Raw genomic sequence first — 19,212 nt, forward strand, 5'->3', positions numbered from 1 at the left:
AGATATCGTCCGTTACTATACGCGGGAAGCCGGTGTGCGGAGCCTGAAACGCGAAGTCGCTAGATTGGCACGTAAATCCCTAAAGAAAATTGTTTCCAATGAAGCGACATCTGTAGATGTGACGTCAGAGAATATCGGCGACTTACTGGGCGTGAAAAAATTCCGCTATGGGCGTGCTGATGAAACGGATCAGGTCGGGACGGTGACCGGCTTGGCCTGGACGGAAACAGGAGGCGACATTCTTACGATTGAGGCCTTGTCCATGCCGGGTAAAGGCGGCGTCAAGATCACAGGGAATTTGAAAGACGTGATGAAAGAATCCATCTCGGCCGCCAACTCCTATGTGCAGGCGAGGGCGCCCGAGCTGGGCATCAGTCCGCGCGTCTTCCGCAGCACAGATATCCACGTCCATGTCCCCGAAGCCGCCACGCCCAAGGACGGCCCGTCAGCCGGTATCGGCATGGTGACCGCCATGGTGAGCGTGCTGACGCAAATTCCCGTGCGCAGTGATATTGCCATGACGGGTGAGGTGACCCTTCGCGGCCGCGTTCTGCCGATTGGCGGCTTGAAAGAAAAGCTCTTGGCGGCATTGCGCGGCGGTATCAAAACCGTTCTCATCCCGCAGGAAAATGAAAAAGACCTGGCCGACATCCCAGAGTCAGTAAAATCTGCCTTGGAAATTATTCCTGTCAGCCTGGTGGATGAAGTCCTCGAACATGCCTTAACGCGTGAGCCGACCAAGATTGAATGGACCGCCAGCGATAAGGCGGCGCTCGCCGGAATTATCATGGGCACGCAGGCTACCGATCCCGCTTTGGGCGGTGGGGCCACCCACTAATCTCTCTGGACACCTACCTCTAGCCCGCCTTTCGGCGGGCTTTTTATTTGCCTCCCCTTATTTGCCTCCCCGTGGAGTGAATTTCTCATGCGAAGAGAGCGATGTTAGAGGCATCGGAACGCAAAGGGGTTAAAGACGTATGATCAACAATCTATAACTGTGATTGTAATAATTAAGACTAAGGCGACAATCTCAGTGAAGACAGCGTCAGGAGGACAGTATGAAAAATTTATTTTCCAAAACCATGATAATTGGACTGTTTGCTGTTCTCGTGAGCTCTCTTCCGCTCTCGGCTTCTGCGCATCATGGATGGGCCTGGAGCACTGGCGGTAATATTGAACTCACCGGGACCATTACGGAATCAAAACTCGGCAATCCGCATGGGATTTTGAAGGTGGAGGTTAATGGTGAAATCTGGACGGTAGAGGTGGGCCAACCCTGGCGCAATGAGCGGGCGGGGCTGACCGATGAGGATTATGCTCCAGGAAAGGAAATCCGGTTCATTGGGGAGCCGTCTTCCGATGAGAGCGAGCGCCTTCTCAAAGCCGAACGTGTCTATATTGATGATCGCGAATACGAGCTTTATCCAGATAGAGATTAACAAGGCGGCCGTTTCGTTCTGTCATGCAGCCCATTCTGGAATCGCTCGCGCAAACCGATATAGCGACTTATTTACGCAATTCCCGATGGGGGTTTGCGGCCGTTAACACGGCACATATATTCGGCATTTCCATTCTCTTCGGAAGTGTTCTTACTCTCGACCTACGGCTCATGGGACTCTGGCGGAAAGTTCCTATCGCTCCGTTCAGTTATGCTCTACCGCGAATTGCCGCTGTCGGGCTCGCCCTTGCGGTAATTACGGGTATTTTATTGTTTTCTGTCCGTCCCAATGAATACGTTGCACTGGGCATATTTCGTGTAAAACTGGCTTTAGTTAGTCTCGGGTTCTTGGCGGCGCTTCTGGCGCATGCGAGAGGGAGCCTGCACAATGACGATAGACGACAACAAATGGTCATGGGTGCCGTCTCCATTTTCTGCTGGGCAGGGGCCCTTATTTGCGGCCAACTGATTGCGTTCATGGCCTAATTTATCGCCTGTCATGCTGAACAATTTGAACAAGCTCTACTCCGCAGTCGCCATAAAAATCCCGCATGTTTGAACGCCTTGCTCAGCCTCGTTGTGGATCGCCATCCTTTTACGATTAATCAATCGAAGCTAGCTGCACGAAACATTTGTATCAGAAAACTTTGAAAGCGGTGCTTTAGCGGTTAAAATTTGGAGAAAACTAGAGGGTGTTTAGCTAAAGTCTTCTGCATTCAAGACATGATTCTCTTTAGTAAATTTATAAGTATAGGTTTCGGTATCCCTCAAGGCCAAACCTATAGTTAATCTTATTTGACCGCTGCTTTCCTTCACTGAGCACCTTAAGCCAACAGGTCCAACCAATTCTGCACGCGACAAACTTTGATTGATCTCATCAGCTTTTTCCGCACTAAGATTTTTGTTGTTTTTCAACATCTCTGTCAGTCGGGTACCGAATTCTTTTCCTTCAGGTGCAGAGGAGAAATTAAGTAAATAATCATTTCCGGAACAATCAAAGGCATAGGATATAGTGTGTGGGTTAACGGCAAAGAAACCGCCACTGCTACCGCCACCAATTATAGCGTCGGTGAAAAGGCTTAATTTGGAAGACCTATCCACAAAATTTAAAGGTGAGGTGTCCATTCTCTCTAATGCAGAACTTCTTGACGTTGGGCGTTCAGAACCTGCGGAGGCACAACCGGAAATCAATAGGGCAGCAGCGCAAGCCAATAAAATTTTGTCTATCATAGTCACTTCTTTATAATTTTACACATTCGCCCAAGTCGGCATCCTCAGGAACTTTTGGCGGCAAACTGTCACCATTTTCCCGAGAACTTACGCCTTGGTTAAGGTAAAAGTTCCTATCTGAATATTCAAATACCCTTGCATCTCCCCAAGGATCTATAACCGTCATAGTAAGAACATTTGGGTCAGCACCTAAGGCGACCGTTGCATCTGCTGCTGCCCAATCATCTACAGAAGGATATCTATATTCTAGGTTTATATCGGCATATATTGACCCTTGGCGCGGATGGTTATGAACTACAGAAACGACACTCGGAGCATTTACAGAAGTTATAGGATGCGCGACGCCGTAGGGATCATTGTTAGTATAGAAGCCGTTCTTATAAAAAATAGTATTGCCGTTATCCTGAACTAAAAGAGTGCCATACTCGTTTTCTAGGTCTTCACCCATTTGGAATTCCATTTCGTTCAAAATATCTCGAAAGAAATCAATGAGGCCTAATGTTTGGCTGCAATCTTCAGGGTTTTCGAAATCCGTTATCTCATCCTGAATCTAAGCCAGTACGTTGAGATCCGCTAGATCATCCCAATTTTCAAATAGATAGTCTTCGTATGACGGAGCTTCATGCGGTCTTATTATAGTCGCGACCACAATAACTTGATCGATACCACTCCACATTCCGCCTCCCAAATGCGTGGCATTAGTATAATCAAAACGAGTTCTAGAAAAGTTATCTACCACATAATTATCTGCGCCGTTCAACCCATCCGTCCCTCCAGTAGTACCTCCGCCAGTTTGCGAACTAGCCGTGAAAGGAACCAAAAGAAAGGTTGTTGTTAATAAAGCTTTACCTAATATATTCATTGTTTGCCTGTTACTATAGATTGTATTTATACGTGAGGGATTGCGGTTGGTAGGAGGTGAGTCAAGGAAAATAAAAATTAAATAGTCAAGGAAATGTTAAAATCTCTATTACTACTCCCGCCATTTAGCCACTGTAATTATAATAAAATGAAATTTATTCTAGGTAAGGAAGTGCTGAAAAATTCTAACGTATTCGAGCCAGTTTCTTTGACCGCGCCAAAGTCGAAAGATCTAAATGTTGGGTAGTTTGATCCTTCAAAATAGTGGCGGTTAAATTTGAAACAGTGTTGCCGGAGTATTTTGCCCTGATAACTCAGTTTATGGGGTCGCAGAACGAATAAAGATTACCGGAAAACAAAAAACCCGGCCATGGGCCGGGCTGTTTTTATCTTCCATTTCCGGGGAAATGGCGCGAGTGACGGGACTCGAACCCGCGGCCTCCGGCGTGACAGGCCGGCGCTCTAACCAACTGAGCTACACCCGCTAAGATGTGAGAGGGGCTTTAGCTATCGAGACCGAATGCGTCAACGCTTGTTTTATGTGTTTTGCAGTTATTTTCGTTTTATCCGGGATAGGGCGGCAGGGCGGCCTGTCGGGCCTTTGTCAGCCCAAAGCGAACAAGGGCGTAACTTTCTTCCACACGGGCAAGAATGTCGTCTTTTTCCAATTTATCTGTCAGTAAATCCGCCCAGCTTCCGCGTTTCATATGCGTGTGAATCTCAGCTACGCCAGCTTCGATCAAAAGCTCCCGACTCTCTATACTGCCGAGCTTGATAAGCATGTTCGGTTTGCCGGGCCGAAGGACGCAAAACATTTTGTCATCCGATATTTTGAACACATGTGAGCCCATCCATTGTTCCGTCATATAGGCGCCGGGCAGGGAGAGGGCGAAGTCGGATATCGCGTCAAACAAGGCCATGATTCGAATCTAAGAATTTTTTGCATAAATGTGAAGTCTTCCCTTGCGGTCACCCTATAGATTGGCCTATCTAGCCGCTCCTGAAGAGGGCGGTTAGCTCAGCTGGTAGAGCATCTCGTTTACACCGAGAGGGTCAGCGGTTCGAACCCGTTACCGCCCACCATTTTCCAATCGTTGAAATCTGTACGGCTCAAGAGCGCTTATTGCTGCTGGGCCACGCTTGCGCGTTTCAACTTTGAAGGGGGAAGGAAAACGCAAAAACCGGCCAGCCGTTTCAGGCCGATCGGTCGGTAGCATTAAATGCTAACCAGGCACCCAAATTTAGCGGTATGCCTGAAAAAACCTATTCGAAAGAAATCAGGCCTACATCAAAACGGCTCTAGGCAACGTGACATGCGTCAACGTTGCTGGCTAATGTCAGCGTGGCAGAAGTCTCTACTTAGGTAACACCGATGAGGATAGCAGCCGTACTGGAGATCAGCGCAGCGGCAACACCCATAGCAAATAATTCTAGGGGTGAGAGTTCTTCCACGGTTTTAATTTTGTGGGACTCGGAGGTGTTAACCAATGGGATATGTAATAAATCTGTTATCATGTTGTCATAAAACTATCACAATAGCGTCGCACTTGCAATCGAAATGTGTAGCTCCTCTGTAATAAAACTGTCTTATTCCTGTAATAAAAGCGCTTCAGAGGAAAAAGTTTCAAAAATTCCGCAGAAAATTGGCAAAAAATAAAACCAAGGACTGCTTTCCAGATGAAATTTGCCTTGGGCTAGTTTTGAAGCTTATTGCGGCTTTGGAGCCTGTTTATGACATTCGGGGCGTTAAACTGGCTGGATGTGGACTTGGAAATAGGGCGTCCATTATATCGGTCAGCTTTGTTTGAGACCTGTGCACTTTATGTCCCTCGACACCGCCTCGACTTTGCAACAAATCTGACGGGCTGACGTAAGCTAACCTATAAGACTTAGCGCCATCCAATAAAGTGAGGCAATTATGACTATTAAGACGCAAAACCCGGCAACTGGTAAAGTCGTGAAAACTTTTGAGGCTCACACTGACGCTCAGGTGGACGAGGCGATAAAGGCTTCACTCGCAGCGCATAAAGTTTTACGGGATTGGTCGTTCGAAAAACGCGCCAAGGCGATGAATAAAGCGGCGGATATTTTAGAAGACGAAGCCGAGCGCTTAGGTGAAATCATGACGCTGGAAATGGGTAAAACGCTCAAGGGCGCGAAAGCCGAGGCTAAGAAATGCGCCTGGGTCTGTCGGCATTACGCTGATACGGCGGAGGACTACCTGGCCGACGAGATGATAGAGAGCGGCGCGTCCAAATCTTACCGGAAATATTTGCCGCTTGGTCCTGTCTTGGCTGTAATGCCGTGGAATTATCCGTTCTGGCAAGTCATGCGTTTTGCCGCCCCCGCTTTAATGGCGGGGAATACAGGGCTTTTAAAACATGCGTCAAATGTCCCGCAATGCGCTCTGGCGATAGAAGATATCTTCAAACGCGCCGAATTTCCGGACGGGGCCTTTTCAGCTCTCCTTATCGGCGGCTCCAAGGTAGAACGTGTCCTGCGGGATGACCGGGTCAGAGCGGCGACATTGACGGGTTCCGAACCTGCGGGCGCGTCAGTGGCGTCCATTTGCGGGGAAGAAATCAAACCCACCGTCCTGGAACTGGGTGGGTCTGATCCCTTCATCATCATGCCGAGCGCGGATCTGGAAGAGGCTGTAAAAGTCGGGACGACGGCGCGGACCCAAAATAATGGTCAGAGCTGCATCGCGGCGAAACGATTCTTTGTCCACGCGGATATCTATGACGATGTGAAGTCCCGTTTTGTCGAAGCGTTCGAAGCGCTCAATATTGGCGACCCGATGAAGGAGGACACGGATATTGGACCGCTGGTCAATAAAGACGGCCGCGATACGATTGCAAAACAGGTCGAAAACGCGATTAAGGACGGGGCCAAACGTGTCACAGGCGCGGAAGCCATTGATGGAGACGGGTATTACTTCAAGCCCGGCATAATTGAAGACATTCCGGAAAGCTCTGACGCTTACCACGAAGAAATCTTTGGCCCGGTGATGTTGCTGTTCAAGGTGAAGAGCTTGGACGAGGCCATTAGTATTGCCAATGAGTCCCCGTTTGGGTTGGGCTCGTCGGTTTGGACCACAGACAAGGCCGAACAGGAAAAAGCCATCACGCGAATCGAGGCGGGCGCGACGTTCATCAATTCCATGACCGCGTCCGATCCGCGTCTTCCCTTTGGCGGAATCAAACGCTCAGGCTATGGACGTGAATTGGCGGCAGAAGGCATTCGCGCCTTCTGCAACGTCAAAACCGTTAGTATTGCTTAATCGGATTTCGGCTTTTTATGCTGAAGGCCGGAGCGCTCTAGAGAGCAGACAAGCTCGTCATTTTGATTATAGGCGCGATGCTCGAATGAAACGATACCTTGGGTTGGCCGTGATTTAGACTCGCGCAGGCCTGTTATTTCCGTCTCGACATGAATTGTGTCTCCGGCAAATAAAGGGTTGGGGAATTTGACATTGTCCATGCCCAAATTCGCAACAGCCGTGCCCATCGTGGTTTCATGTACCGAAATTCCGATAACGAGGCCGAGCGTGAATAAGCTGTTGATGAGAGGTTTGCCAAACTCGGTTTCTTTTTCGCAGTAATCAGCGTCCAGATGGAGCTGAGCCGGGTTGTGCGTCATGGACGTGAAAAGGATATTATCCGTCTCTGTTAAAGTGCGACGGATCGGGTGTTTAAATACCTGACCAACTTCAAGCTCATCAAACCACTTACCGCCTACGATTTGATTTGGCATTACTTCGTTTCTCCGAATAGCTCGCGGCCAATAAGCCAGCGGCGGATTTCGGATGTACCTGCGCCGATTTCCATCAGCTTGGCATCGCGGAGCAGGCGGCCTGTAGGATATTCGTTGATATACCCGTTACCGCCCAGCATTTGGATGCCTTCCAACGCAATCTGCGTCGCGCGTTCAGACGCGTAAAGCACGCAGCCAGCCGCGTCTTTACGGGTAGTTTCGCCGCGGTCACAGGCGGCGGCGACGGCGTAAGTATAAGCGCGGGCCGTAGAGAGCGAAACATACATATCGGCAAGCTTGCCCTGCATAAGCTGGAATTCTCCAATGGCTTTGCCGAATTGTTTGCGCTCGTGGATATAAGGCAAGACCACATCCATCACGGCCTGCATAATACCGACGCCGATACCGGACAGAACAACGCGTTCATAATCCAGACCGCTCATCAGAATTTCCGCGCCTTGTCCGACTTTGCCGACGACGTTTTCCTCGGAGACAAAGCAGTCTTCGAAGACGAGTTCGCAGGTGTCAGAGCCGCGCATACCAAGCTTGTCAAGCTTCTGTGCTGTCGAAAAGCCTTCCATATCCGGAGTGATCAGAAAGGCTGTAATGCCTTTGGAGCCACCATTTGGATCCGTTTTGGCATAGACCAAAAGCGCGTCCGCGGTCGGCGCGTTGGTGATCCACATTTTATTGCCGTTGAGCAGATAGCCGCCTTGTTGCTTTTCGGCCTTGAGCTTCATGGAAACCACGTCAGAGCCTGCGCCCGGCTCGCTCATGGCGAGGGAGCCAAGGTGTTCGCCGCTAATAAGTTTAGGCAGGAATTTGGCCTTTTGCTCTTCATTTGCCCAGCGGCGGATCTGGTTGATGCAAAGATTAGAATGCGCGCCATAGGACAGACCGACCGAGGCAGAGGCCCGGCTGATTTCCTCAACGGCAATAGTGTGCTCTAGATAACCGAGACCGGTTCCGCCATCTTCTTCGCCGACGGTGATGCCATGGAGGCCAAGCGCGCCCATTTTGGGCCAGAGATCGCGCGGGAATTTATTTGTTTCGTCAATTTCGGCGGCTCTAGGAGCGATTTCCGCTTGCGCAAATTGATGCACGCTGTCGCGGATCATCTTAGCTTCGTCAGAGAGGCCGAATTGGAGCGTTGGGTAATTGGTTGTCATATTAAAATCTCACGTCTTTAAAATTTCCTCCACCGCCGGGGCGGGGGAGGTGGGCCCAAAGGGCTCGGAGGGGCTAGGCGAAACGATTGAGGCCAAAGGTTTGTTGGGCAACGCAGACGCGTTGCACCCCCTCCGTCCTGTCGGACACCTCCCCCGCTTTCGCGGTGGAGGAACTCGTTGAAGGAAAGCCTCACTCTTCGTCCTCAAGCGTCAGTAGAACTTCGCCGTCGCTTACCAAATCTCCGACGCTGAATTTTACCTCGTCAACGGTGCCGTCGCGCGGCGCTTCGAGGGTCATTTCCATCTTCATAGCTTCCATCACGATGAGCGGATCGCCTGCGGAGACCGTCTCGCCGGGTTTGGTGTTCACAGCGATAATTTTGCCGGGCATAGAGGCGGTGAGAGCGTTGCCGCCCACAGCATCTGCAGCGCCTGCCGCCATGTTCTCCAATAGGTAACTCAGGCCGTCGACAAATACCACATCCCCTTTAGGCAGAGGAACACGTTTGATGTGGCTTTTGAGAGTTTGGGTTGTGGGTGTAATCCGTAAGGTCAGGTCTTCGCCGTTTAGAGTACGGGTAAAGGTCTCACGCGGCGGCTGATTGAGACGCCAGCCATCTGTGACGCCAAAGTCGGCACTTGTGGCTTTAGGCGCCATCGCGAAAGACAGGCTTTCCATATCTTCCTGCAAAGTGTCGTCGTAAAACAGATCGTCACCTTCATCCGCGATAAAATTGGTGGAAAGCTGACCGGCAATAAATCTTGGATGAGCCAAGCAATTTGCCAGGAAACGCGCGTTTGTTTTGATCGGGAATACGCCCGTGCCGCGGCACATATCTTCCAGAGCTGATATCGCATTGGCACGTGTGTCGGCCGCCGCAATCATTTTGGCAATCATCGGATCATAGTGAAGGGACACTTCGCCGCCCTGTTCAACGCCTGTATCCACGCGGTTACGGGTTGGCATATTTAATATCGTGAGATCCCCGACACTTGGCAGGAAGTCATTCGCCGGATCTTCGGCGTAGAGCCGTGCTTCAATCGCGTGGCCTTCCATTTTAATCTCGTCCTGCTTGGGCAGTTTTTCGCCCTGCGCAACGCGGATTTGCCATTCGACCAGATCAAGTCCCGTAATCATTTCTGTCACGGGGTGTTCCACCTGTAGGCGGGTATTCATTTCCATAAACCAGAAGCCGTCTGTCTTGAGCGCGCCAGAGCCGTCCACGATAAATTCAACTGTGCCGGCCCCGACATAATTGACGGCTTTCGCGGCGTCGACTGCCGCCTTGGTCATGGCGTTTCGAACGTCCTCGGTCATGCCGGGGGCAGGGGCTTCTTCGATGACTTTCTGATGGCGGCGCTGGAGGGAGCAATCGCGCTCAAACATATGAACAACGTTCCCGTGAGTGTCGCCAAAAACCTGCACCTCTATGTGGCGCGGGCTTAGAATATATTTTTCGATCAGGACTTCATCATTGCCGAAAGAGGATTTGGCTTCGCGCTGGCAGGAGGCGAGGGAAGCGTCAAAATCCTTTGAGGCATCAACCTTACGCATGCCCTTACCACCGCCGCCGGCGACAGCTTTGATGAGGACGGGGTAGCCGATTTCGTCCGCCTTGGATTTCAGCACTTTCGGGTCCTGGTCCTCGCCGAGATAGCCGGGGGTCGTTGGAACGCCCGCTTCGTCCATTAATTTCTTGGCGGCGTCTTTGAGGCCCATCGCTTCCATGCTCTCGGCCTTCGGACCGATAAATGTCAGTTTGGCTTTTTCACAAGCCCGAACAAAAGCAGGGTTTTCGGACAAGAAACCATAACCCGGATGGATAGCATCTGCCCCTGTTTCTTCAGCGGCGCTAATTATTTTGTCGATGACAAGATAGCTTTCATTCGCCGGGGACGGGCCAATATGAACGGCTTCGTCGGCTTGGCGAACATGCAGCGCTCTGCGATCTGCGTCGGAATAGACGGCGACCGTGGCAAGGCCCATCTTGCGGGCGGTTTTGATAACTCGGCAGGCGATTTCGCCGCGATTGGCGATGAGAATTTTTCTGATTTGCTTCGACATAATTACATACGGAACACGCCGAAACGTGTCTCCTCTTGAGGCCCATTTGCCGCCATTGCGAGGCCGAGGCCCAGAACGCGGCGCGTATCTGTCGGCGCGATAATGCCGTCATCCCAGAGACGGGCCGACGCAAAATAGGGGTGACCTTCTCTTTCAAATCTTTCCCGAATGGGTTTCTTGAAGTCTTCTTTTTCTTTTTCGCTCCAGCCCTCGGAGCCGCGAGCAACGGTGGCCAGAACGCTGGCGGCTTGTTCGCCGCCCATGATGGAAATCCGCGCATTGGGCCACATAAACATGAGGCGGGGGCCGTAAGCGCGGCCGCACATGCCGTAATTTCCGGCTCCGTAGGATCCGCCGACCACGACCGTAAATTTCGGCACTTTGGCACAGGCCACGGCATGGACCATTTTAGCGCCGTGTTTGGCGATGCCGCCGGCTTCAGCCTTGGAGCCGACCATGAAGCCTGTAATGTTTTGAAGAAAGATGAGGGGGATGTTCCGCTGACAGCAAAGCTCGACAAAATGCGCGCCTTTAACAGCGCTTTCCGAGAAAAGAACACCGTTATTGCCGAGAATGCCGACCTGATAGCCGTGAATTTTTGCAAAACCGCAAACCAGCGTTTCGCCAAAATCTTTTTTGAATTCGTGAAAACGGGAACCATCAGTAATACGCGCGATAATCTCTCGGCAGTCGTAAGGCTGCTTTGCATCTTTGGGCACAATACCGTTAAGTTCGCTTTCGTCGTAAGCCGGAGGTTCGACGGGGTCGGGGAGGTAGCTCGGGTTCGCTGCGCCAAGCGTTTTGATACTCTCTCTTGCAATCTGGAGCGCGTGGGCATCATTTGCGGCGAGGTGATCGACTACACCAGAGGTTTTGGCGTGAAGCGCGCCGCCGCCAAGGTCCTCAGCTTCAATTTTTTCGCCCGTGGCCGCTTCGACAAGAGGGGGGCCAGCGAGGAAAATCGTGCCCTGATCGGCGACAATAATGCTCTCATCCGCCATAGCCGGAACATAGGCGCCGCCGGCGGTGCAGCTGCCCATGACAACGGCAATCTGAGCAATGCCCTGGGCGCTCATATTGGCCTGATTGTTAAAACAGGCGCCAAAGTCGTCTTTGCCGGGGAAAATTTCTGCCTGGTTAGGCAGGTTTCCGCCGCCGCTATCGACCAGATAGATGCAAGGGAGGCGGTTCTCTTTCGCAATTTCCTGCGCGCGCGCCTGTTTCGCGCAGGTCATAGGGTAATAGGTGCCGCCTTTCACTGTGGCATCGTTACAAATGATCATGACTTCGCGGCCGGCCACGCGGCCCACGCCGCAAATTAGTCCGGCGCTCGGCACTTGGCCTTCATACATATCATAGGCGGCCATTTGGGAGAGTTCGAGAAAGGGCGTCCCGGGATCGAGGAGGCGTTCAACGCGTTCCCGCGGAAGGAGTTTGCCGCGATCCAGATGTTTTTTTCGGGCGCGCTCCGACCCGCCCTCGGCGATCTTGGCAACCTTTTCTCTAAGATCGGCGACGAGGCTTTCCATATGCTCGGAATTGGCGCGGAAGTCGGAACTGTCGGTGTTGATTTTAGACTGAATCATGGTGACCTGTAAATTTGTTTGACCCCGTGTATTAAAATTTGAACCTTGAGTCAAATTTATTGAAGTGATATGGCTTTATTTCATGAACGCCTCAGCGACCATAAAAGCTCCATTTGACCGGGATAAGCAATTTGCGGCCAAGAGACGGGCGGTGATACTTTCCGCGGCGAGCGCGTTTCGTCGCCGTGGCTATCATAACACCTCCATGGTCGATATTGCCAAAACACTGGGGCTGACCAAGGCGGCGCTTTATTACTACGTGCGCAATAAAGAAGAGATCCTGTTTGAATCACATCTTATGGCTTATGAGTCGATGGAGGCCATTTTAAAGAGACCTCAAGCAGGCGAGGACGGGCTTGAATGTCTGGAAAATGTCTTTCGGGAGTTCGTGAGTCTGTTGACGCAATCCGGCGTTTCCTTGCTGACCGACGTCGACAGCCTATCAGGGAAAGGCCGGGAACAAATTCTGGCGCGGCGGGGTAAAATTGAGAGACGAGTTATTAAACTTGTAAAATCCGGTCAAAAAGACGGCTCCATTCAACGAGGTGATGCCCGCTTGCAGGTCTTTTTCTTTATGGGGGCACTTAACTGGCTCAACGCTTGGTATGACAGCGAAGGTCGGTTAAAGGGAGACGATATTGCCGATCATTTCGTGAAACAGCTTAGGTCTGGAATCGCGGCCGATATAGGAGAGATTGATGAATAAGGTATTCAACACACCAGAAGAGGCGATGGAAGGCCTCTGCAAAGATGGAATGACCGTCATGAGCGGAGGGTTTGGTCTTTGCGGTATTCCGGAAAACCTCATCGCGGCGCTCCGTGACAGCGGTGCGAAAGACCTGACGGTTATTTCCAACAATGCGGGTGTGGACGGTTTTGGTCTCGGTCAGCTATTGGAAACCAAGCAGATCAAGAAAATGGTCAGCTCTTATGTGGGCGAGAACAAAGAGTTCGAACGCCAATATCTCGGCGGCGAGTTGGAGCTAGAATTCAACCCCCAAGGCACACTGGCTGAACGCATTCGGGCAGGCGGCGCGGGCATTCCGGGCTTTTATACTAAAACCGGTGTCGGCACGATGATCGCCGAAGGGAAAGAGCATAAAGACTTTACCAATATGGAGGGCGAAACCGAGACCTTCATTATGGAGACGGGGCTGAAAGCCGACGTGTCAATTGTCAAAGCCTGGAAAGGCGACGCGGAAGGCAATCTGATTTACAAAGCCACAGCGCGCAACTTCTCACCCATGATGGCTACGGCCGGGAAAGTGACGGTGGCTGAAGTGGATGAAATCGTGCCGGTCGGATCTTTGGATCCAAATTCCATTCATACTCCCGGCATTTTCGTTCAGCGGATTGTGCAAGCAGAATGTGAGAAACGTATCGAACAACGTACAGTGCGGGAGGCCGTGTAATGACTGAGCAGAAAACTGGATGGACAAGAGACCAAATGGCCGCGCGGGCGGCTCAAGAGCTCGAAGACGGATTTTACGTCAATCTCGGCATTGGCATTCCTACACTCGTGGCAAACCACATTCCGGACGGGGTGAATGTTACGCTCCAATCTGAAAATGGTATGCTCGGCATGGGCCCGTTCCCGACCGAGGACGAGGTAGATGCAGATCTGATCAATGCCGGGAAACAGACCATCACAACACTACCAAAATCGAGCTTCTTCGACAGCGCGACGAGCTTTTCCATGATCCGCGGCGGGCATATCGATTTGTCTATCTTGGGCGCGATGGAAGTTGCAGAAAACGGCGACATCGCAAACTGGATGATCCCCGGAAAAATGGTCAAGGGCATGGGCGGGGCAATGGACCTCGTCGCAGGCGTCAAGAAATGTATCGCCCTTTTCGATCACACCAATAAACGCGGCGAGAGCAAGTTCCTCAAAAGTTGCTCTCTGCCCCTAACGGGCCAAGACTGTATCGACATGATCATTACGGACCTCGGCGTCTTCAATCGTGAAGGGGACCAGAGACGGTTCCGCCTAAAAGAGATGGCTCCGGGCGTGACTTTGGCGGAGATCAAAGACAAAACCGAAGCGGATGTAGTCTACGATTAGATATGACTTATTATAGATCCCAATTATTCGTACCTGGTAACCGCGAAGACAGATTTGAAAAAGCCTGTCAGGCCGGAGCGGATTTGGTCTGTATCGATCTGGAAGACGCTGTCGGGCCATCTGAAAAGGACGCTGCCCGAGAGAGCGTTCTGAACTGGCTTTCAAGGACCGAACATAGAAACGTAAGTCTTCGCATTAATGGCCTCGATACAGAGGTCGGGGAAAAAGATATTGCCGCCCTTTCTAAGAGCGGATTGACCCTTCCTTTCGTGATGATTCCTAAAGTCGCGTCAAAAGAACAGCTGGACAGCCTGTCTAAAAGGCTGCCCGAAAAACTGGGGCCGTTTTTTGCGATTATTGAAAGCGCATTAGGGCTGATCAATGCTGAGGAAATTTTCTCTCATCCACGTGTGTCAGTGGGAATGTATGGGGCAATTGATTATGCCGGTGAAGTCGATTGCGATCTGGCGTGGGAGACCCATCTGTTTGCAAGATGTAAGCTTGTCGCCGCAGCGGCTGCCTATGATGTACAGCTCTTTGATACGCCGCATATTCATGTGCGAGACCTCGCGGATTGCGAGGCTACAACGCTTCAGGCCAAAGCGCTCGGCATCCATGCCCGCAGCGCCATTCACCCGGCGCAGATAGAGCGCATTCATTCTGCTCTCATGCCTACGGATGATGAAATCTCATATGCTCAAAGGGTTGTCGCGGCTTACGAAGAAGCGAATGGAAATGTTGTTCTGCTGGACGGAAAATTCATTGAGGAACCCGTTGTAAAACGTGCCCGTCGGGTTCTGACTTACATATCCTAAGTCAAGCTCATCGATTATAGTTCAAAGTCAATTTGAACAAAAAGCCCTTCAGGCCGGTAATGCGTTTCTATTGTTCCGCCGAGCTGGCTTGCGCTTAAATGAATCATGCGAGAGCCAAAGCCTTTTTTGCTTGTCACGTCATTATTGATTTCCGGACCGCCTGACTCTGTCCAAGTGAGGGATGCGGAGTCTTGAGAGAGCCGCTTTGTTTCAATCTGAATTGTCCCGGCCACGTCATCAATCCACGCGCCGTATTTCACGGCATTTGTGGTGAGTTCGTGAAGTATAAGTCCAAACGGCGTAATTTTGTCCGCCTTAATCCCCACTGAATCGCCGGACAGGAGGAGGATGTTTTTGTCAGAAACATACGGTTCCATGACTTTTTGTATCAGAGTTTGTAAATCTGCGTGATCTGTCCCGTGTCTCGATATCGTGAGTTCGTGAGCTTGTGACAGAGCCATAATTCTGCTCTGAATTTTGTCATTGGCCGTTTTAACGTCTGTTTCCATACGCCCCGTATTCCGAACGATAGACAAGACAATCGCGAAAAGATTTTTAATGCGGTGGTTAAGTTCTCCGGCAACTAATTCCGTTCGGGCATTAGCCTCTTTCAAATCCACGATATACGCTTGAGCGCTGACCAGTTTCCCAGCCCGCCATATTAGAAATATGGCGATTGTTAACATGGCCAGCACCAAGGAAAGTATCCATTTTAAGTAGCTTTGCGCCCGGCGATCCCGTTGGTCTGCGGTGGCAATGGCTTCTCTCAAAATCTCGCTTTCTTCATCAATCAATAGCTGGATTCCGTCTCGCATTTCCGTCATAATTTCGTCCGCGCGATCTGTATTGACCACCGCCATGGCGGCGACTTTCTGACCGCTTTTTACCAAATTAATCGTTTTTTCCATGATGGTAAATTTTGTTGTGACGGCTTGCTCAATGAGCGGAATCTGTTCCATCTGTAGAAGAGTCATCTGGTCCTCTAAAATATCATTTAGAGCGTCAAACGATTCCTGATATTCTGTTCTCCCTTGATTGTAAGGCTCTAGGTAACTATCATCGCCCGAAAGGAGATAACCGCGCTGACCCGTTTCCGCATTTAGCGCCGACCTTCTAATACGTCGGAGGTGGTAGAGGATTTCAGTGGTTTTCAGCGCTTGTTCTCTGGCTTGAGCCTCACTGTCAAAGGTTTTGGAAAGCTCAAAGGTCGTCCATGCCATACTTCCCAGTATGATGGCAAAGACGACTAATATGGCGGGAAGTAGTTTATTCATTATCAGTCACCTAAATACATAACGGCCCTAAATACACTCATCCGATCTTGCGGTTATCTATAAGGGGCCAGTTTAAAAGGTAGAAGAATTTGAATGCGCCGGATTTAAACTGAGTAAAGCTGACTTTAGGCGCAAAGACAAATTCTTTTTTTTCTTAAGGTTTAAGCAACCGGCCGAGAAAGTATCTCTTTTTTCAGTGTTAAGAGTTTGGGTTTCTTTAAATGCCGTTTGCGCTATGACAGCGAAGATGAACCTCCAATACGTCATATCGATTATATTTATAGGACTTGCCTTTTCTGGTTGCGATAATACTCGGGCGGTCAATAGTTACGTCTCAGAGCCTTCGATTTCAGGCACGCCGTCTCCCCAGCCGCAACGTATTGTCAGCCTGGATTATTGTGCGGATCAATATGTGCTGAAAATGGTGGAGCCTCATCGTATTCTGGCCGTTTCGCCTGATGCGGATAAGCCCTTTTCTTACATGCAAGAGCAGGCTGAGGCTTTAAAGGCGCAAGGCCTTAAAAGCGTCAGATCCAGCGCAGAAGACGTTCTCATACTCAAACCGGATCTCGTCGTCAGATCTTATGGCGGCGGCCCCAATGCGGCAAAGTTTTTTGAACAAGCCGGCGTCCCTGTACTAAACGTTGGCTGGGCGGGGGATTTGGCCGGGATTAAACGCGTGACGCGCGAAATGGCAAAAGGACTCGGCGTGCCGCAACACGGCGAGGATATAGTGTCAGATATGGAAGCCCGCCTAAAAGCCCTAGATATCAATATTGAAGGCAACCGCGCCCTTTATATGACGCCTTCAGGCGTGACGAGCGGGCCCGGTTCCTTGGTAGATGAAATGTTGACTGCGGCAGGCTTGGAAAACTTTCAATCCGAACCGGGCTGGCGATCTTTACCTCTCGAAAGATTAGCTTATGAGCAACCGGATATGGTCGCCGCTGCTTTTTTCGATACTAATGATCGCTCGAGAGATAAATGGAGCGCCATGCGCCACCCTATTGCGAAGGCTCAAATAAACACGCTTCCAACGGTGGCTATAAGCGGAGCAGTCATGTCTTGCGGCGGATGGTTTACCGTAGACGGTATAGAGGCCTTGGCGTCGCGTCAGTATATTGAGGGCGATTTGTGACTTCTGCGCGTTACCTGAGTCCATTCCTGATACTGATTTCAGTCATGGCGATTTTTGCGGCCTGTCTGCTCGGGACGACGCCGATGGCGTGGGGCCGGGTCCTTGCCGCTTTAGTCGGTCAAGGAGACGTCACGGATAGCCTTGTTATCTGGCAAATCCGCCTTCCGCGTGCGCTTGCGGCTTTCATTGTCGGGGCGGCTCTCGGGGCCAGCGGCGCAGCGCTACAAGGGCTGCTGCGAAACCCTTTGGCGGAGCCAGGGGTCTTAGGGGTCTCGGCGACAGCCTCTCTGACAGCCAGTTTCGTGCTTTATTACGGACTTATCGGGACTCAGACGTGGCTCCTTCCCATTGCCGCGATTGTTGGGGCGCTGATTGCGACGGCGATCATTGCTTTGGCTGCTATCCGAACGAAGTCGGTCGTAACGCTTATCCTTGTCGGGGTAGGGCTTTCCAGTTTCGCGGGAGCGGTCATGAGCTTGCTACTAAACTTGTCGCCTAATCCGTTTTCTCTATTTGATTTGATCAACTGGACATTGGGCTCAGTCGCCAATCGAAGTTTCGAAGATATTGGTTTGGCGGCGCCATTTTTATTCTTGGGATTTTTTATACTTTTCTTATCCCGCCGCGGTCTTTCTGCACTCACCTTGGGCGAAGAGGCGGCAAGCGGACTAGGCGTGAATCTTAAAAGTCAGAGAATCTATGTCGTGCTTGGAGCTGGTCTGGCGACTGGCGCCGCTGTCTCATTGGCGGGGGCTATCGGCTTTGTCGGCATTGTGGCGCCGCATATCGTACGCCCTTTTGTGCGTCATGACCCGGCGCGATCGCTTATCCCATCTGCGTTATTGGCGGGCGTCTTTCTGGTCGTCGCCGATATTGGCGTCAGGCTTGTTCCTACCCAGTCAGAGTTAAAGCTCGGCGTCGTGGCGGCTCTCTTTGGGGCTCCGGCATTTGTCTGGATCGCGATGAAGCGGCAAAGGAGAGGGGCAGGGCCGTAATGAATTTGAAAGCAGAAAACATCACTGTGCGGGCGCAGGGCGTGACCTTGGTCAAAGATGCGTCTTTCAAATTGAAACCCGGCGAGTTGGTGGCTTTGCTGGGGCCTAACGGCGCGGGTAAGACAACGTTGCTGCGGGCGTCTTTAGGGCTATCCAAACCGGCAGAGGGACATGTCACGCTAGGCAAGGATGAGGTTCAGACTCTGTCGCCCATGCAAAGGGCGAGACGAGTGTCTTATCTGCCGCAAATTCGGCCCCTAGCTTGGCCTAACACGGTTCGTGATGTCGTTGCTTTGGGGCGTTATTCGCATGGCGCCAGTCTAGGGCGGCTGAAAGCGAAAGATGCCGATGCCGTGGATGCCGCCATAGACGCTTGTGATATTGCCGCCCTAAGCCATAGAAAAACGGATACGCTTTCAGGCGGCGAGTTAGCGCGGGTTCATTGCGCACGGGCCTTTGCCGCGCAGGCCCCGCTACTGATTGCAGATGAGCCTGTGGCGGCCCTTGATCCCCGTCACCAATTCCGCGTGATGGATTTACTCAAGAAATATGTCCGTAACGGACAGGGGGCGTTAGTCGTGCTTCACGATATAGCATTGGCCGCGAAATATGCAGACCGTTTTATTTGGATGAAAGACGGCCGAATTCAAGCTCAAGGAACCCCTGAGGAGACACTCACCGAAGAACGTCTCGCCCAGATTTACGGCGTCAAAAGCCGTGTGGACGGAACAAAAGTCGTGATCGAAGGAGCGCTGTAAACGCTATTTTGTGAGGCGGTTTGTTACGATTTGAAAATAGTTAACGCCGCATTAGTAGTTTT

At 51.2% G+C, this 19,212-nt stretch carries 20 protein-coding genes and 2 tRNA genes; 12 read left to right on the top strand and 10 right to left on the bottom strand.

Features of this window, described 5'->3' with window-relative positions:
• From ACNA05_RS12195 to ACNA05_RS12205, 3 genes are all read left to right on the top strand, one after another.
• The coding region (locus ACNA05_RS12195; RefSeq protein ID WP_415811781.1) for a S16 family serine protease at window positions 1–838 on the top strand (838 nt) is incomplete at its 5' end.
• Window positions 839–1,058: 220 nt separating this feature from the next.
• Entirely contained in the window at window positions 1,059–1,439 is a 381-nt protein-coding gene (locus ACNA05_RS12200; protein WP_415811782.1) for a DUF6152 family protein, read from the top strand.
• Between the two features lie 23 nt (window positions 1,440–1,462).
• Entirely contained in the window at window positions 1,463–1,924 is a 462-nt protein-coding gene (locus ACNA05_RS12205) for a DUF2214 domain-containing protein (RefSeq protein ID WP_415811783.1), read from the top strand.
• 210 nt (window positions 1,925–2,134) lie between these two features.
• Here the strand turns inward: ACNA05_RS12205 and ACNA05_RS12210 are convergent, their stop codons facing one another.
• The 5 genes from ACNA05_RS12210 to ACNA05_RS12230 all read right to left on the bottom strand — a co-directional run bounded on the left by ACNA05_RS12210 (window position 2,135) and on the right by ACNA05_RS12230 (window position 4,449).
• Complete coding sequence (locus tag ACNA05_RS12210; protein ID WP_415811784.1) at window positions 2,135–2,668, bottom strand: hypothetical protein; 534 nt, start codon at window positions 2,666–2,668, stop codon at window positions 2,135–2,137.
• Window positions 2,669–2,678: 10 nt separating this feature from the next.
• Window positions 2,679–3,116, bottom strand: a complete 438-nt coding sequence (locus ACNA05_RS12215) for a hypothetical protein (RefSeq protein ID WP_415811785.1) — start codon at window positions 3,114–3,116, stop codon at window positions 2,679–2,681.
• 102 nt (window positions 3,117–3,218) lie between these two features.
• The gene (locus ACNA05_RS12220) at window positions 3,219–3,530 is read right to left on the bottom strand and encodes a hypothetical protein (protein WP_415811786.1); all 312 of its coding nucleotides are present in this window, start codon (window positions 3,528–3,530) and stop codon (window positions 3,219–3,221) included.
• 407 nt (window positions 3,531–3,937) lie between these two features.
• Window positions 3,938–4,014: transfer RNA gene (locus ACNA05_RS12225), tRNA-Asp, on the bottom strand.
• A gap of 78 nt (window positions 4,015–4,092) precedes the next feature.
• Window positions 4,093–4,449: an MmcQ/YjbR family DNA-binding protein gene (locus ACNA05_RS12230; RefSeq protein WP_415811787.1), complete on the bottom strand. Its 357-nt coding sequence runs from the start codon at window positions 4,447–4,449 to the stop codon at window positions 4,093–4,095.
• An 87-nt stretch (window positions 4,450–4,536) separates the two neighbouring features.
• Between ACNA05_RS12230 and ACNA05_RS12235 the strand changes: the two genes are divergently transcribed.
• Together ACNA05_RS12235 and ACNA05_RS12240 are read left to right on the top strand one after the other, a co-directional pair.
• Window positions 4,537–4,612, top strand: a tRNA-Val gene (locus ACNA05_RS12235).
• An 835-nt stretch (window positions 4,613–5,447) separates the two neighbouring features.
• Entirely contained in the window at window positions 5,448–6,812 is a 1,365-nt protein-coding gene (locus ACNA05_RS12240) for an NAD-dependent succinate-semialdehyde dehydrogenase (protein WP_415811788.1), read from the top strand.
• Here the strand turns inward: ACNA05_RS12240 and ACNA05_RS12245 are convergent.
• From ACNA05_RS12245 to ACNA05_RS12260, 4 genes are all read right to left on the bottom strand, one after another.
• A complete protein-coding gene (locus ACNA05_RS12245; protein ID WP_415811789.1) occupies window positions 6,809–7,285 on the bottom strand; it encodes a MaoC family dehydratase in 477 nt (158 codons plus the stop codon). The two genes, ACNA05_RS12240 and ACNA05_RS12245, sit on opposite strands and share 4 nt — an antisense overlap.
• The gene (locus ACNA05_RS12250; RefSeq protein WP_415811790.1) at window positions 7,285–8,454 is read right to left on the bottom strand and encodes an isovaleryl-CoA dehydrogenase; all 1,170 of its coding nucleotides are present in this window, start codon (window positions 8,452–8,454) and stop codon (window positions 7,285–7,287) included. Before ACNA05_RS12250 ends, ACNA05_RS12245 begins: the two co-directional genes overlap by 1 nt.
• Window positions 8,455–8,644: 190 nt before the next feature.
• Window positions 8,645–10,519, bottom strand: coding sequence for an acetyl/propionyl/methylcrotonyl-CoA carboxylase subunit alpha (locus tag ACNA05_RS12255; protein WP_415811791.1), 1,875 nt, complete (start codon window positions 10,517–10,519; stop codon window positions 8,645–8,647).
• A gap of 2 nt (window positions 10,520–10,521) precedes the next feature.
• Window positions 10,522–12,105: a carboxyl transferase domain-containing protein gene (locus ACNA05_RS12260; RefSeq protein WP_415811792.1), complete on the bottom strand. Its 1,584-nt coding sequence runs from the start codon at window positions 12,103–12,105 to the stop codon at window positions 10,522–10,524.
• An 82-nt stretch (window positions 12,106–12,187) separates the two neighbouring features.
• Between ACNA05_RS12260 and ACNA05_RS12265 the strand changes: the two genes are divergently transcribed.
• The 4 genes from ACNA05_RS12265 to ACNA05_RS12280 are packed head-to-tail and all read left to right on the top strand — an operon-like array spanning window position 12,188 to window position 14,985.
• Window positions 12,188–12,811 carry a TetR/AcrR family transcriptional regulator gene (locus ACNA05_RS12265; RefSeq protein WP_415811793.1) on the top strand — a complete coding sequence of 208 codons (624 nt, stop codon included), beginning with the start codon at window positions 12,188–12,190 and terminating at the stop codon, window positions 12,809–12,811.
• Entirely contained in the window at window positions 12,804–13,517 is a 714-nt protein-coding gene (locus ACNA05_RS12270) for a CoA transferase subunit A (RefSeq protein ID WP_415811794.1), read from the top strand. The genes ACNA05_RS12265 and ACNA05_RS12270 overlap by 8 nt, the downstream gene beginning before the upstream one ends.
• Entirely contained in the window at window positions 13,517–14,170 is a 654-nt protein-coding gene (locus tag ACNA05_RS12275; protein WP_415811795.1) for a CoA transferase subunit B, read from the top strand. The genes ACNA05_RS12270 and ACNA05_RS12275 overlap by 1 nt, the downstream gene beginning before the upstream one ends.
• 2 nt (window positions 14,171–14,172) lie before the next feature.
• Window positions 14,173–14,985: an HpcH/HpaI aldolase/citrate lyase family protein gene (locus ACNA05_RS12280; RefSeq protein WP_415811796.1), complete on the top strand. Its 813-nt coding sequence runs from the start codon at window positions 14,173–14,175 to the stop codon at window positions 14,983–14,985.
• 14 nt (window positions 14,986–14,999) lie between these two features.
• On the opposite strand, the gene ACNA05_RS12285 is transcribed toward ACNA05_RS12280, so the two are convergent.
• A complete protein-coding gene (locus tag ACNA05_RS12285; protein WP_415811797.1) occupies window positions 15,000–16,259 on the bottom strand; it encodes a sensor histidine kinase in 1,260 nt (419 codons plus the stop codon).
• A gap of 247 nt (window positions 16,260–16,506) precedes the next feature.
• Between ACNA05_RS12285 and ACNA05_RS12290 the strand changes: the two genes are divergently transcribed.
• From ACNA05_RS12290 to ACNA05_RS12300, 3 genes are read left to right on the top strand one after another with little or no spacing between them, the layout of a single operon-like run.
• A complete protein-coding gene (locus tag ACNA05_RS12290; protein WP_415811798.1) occupies window positions 16,507–17,397 on the top strand; it encodes an ABC transporter substrate-binding protein in 891 nt (296 codons plus the stop codon).
• Window positions 17,394–18,392 (top strand): FecCD family ABC transporter permease, encoded by a 999-nt coding sequence (locus ACNA05_RS12295; protein WP_415811799.1) that lies wholly within the window; start codon window positions 17,394–17,396, stop codon window positions 18,390–18,392. The genes ACNA05_RS12290 and ACNA05_RS12295 overlap by 4 nt, the downstream gene beginning before the upstream one ends.
• Window positions 18,392–19,150 carry an ABC transporter ATP-binding protein gene (locus ACNA05_RS12300; RefSeq protein WP_415811800.1) on the top strand — a complete coding sequence of 253 codons (759 nt, stop codon included), beginning with the start codon at window positions 18,392–18,394 and terminating at the stop codon, window positions 19,148–19,150. Before ACNA05_RS12295 ends, ACNA05_RS12300 begins: the two co-directional genes overlap by 1 nt.
• The last annotated feature ends 62 nt before the right edge of the window (window positions 19,151–19,212 follow it).

The sequence above is a fragment of the Litorimonas haliclonae genome, from assembly GCF_965138505.1.
Taxonomy (GTDB): domain Bacteria; phylum Pseudomonadota; class Alphaproteobacteria; order Caulobacterales; family Maricaulaceae; genus Litorimonas; species Litorimonas haliclonae.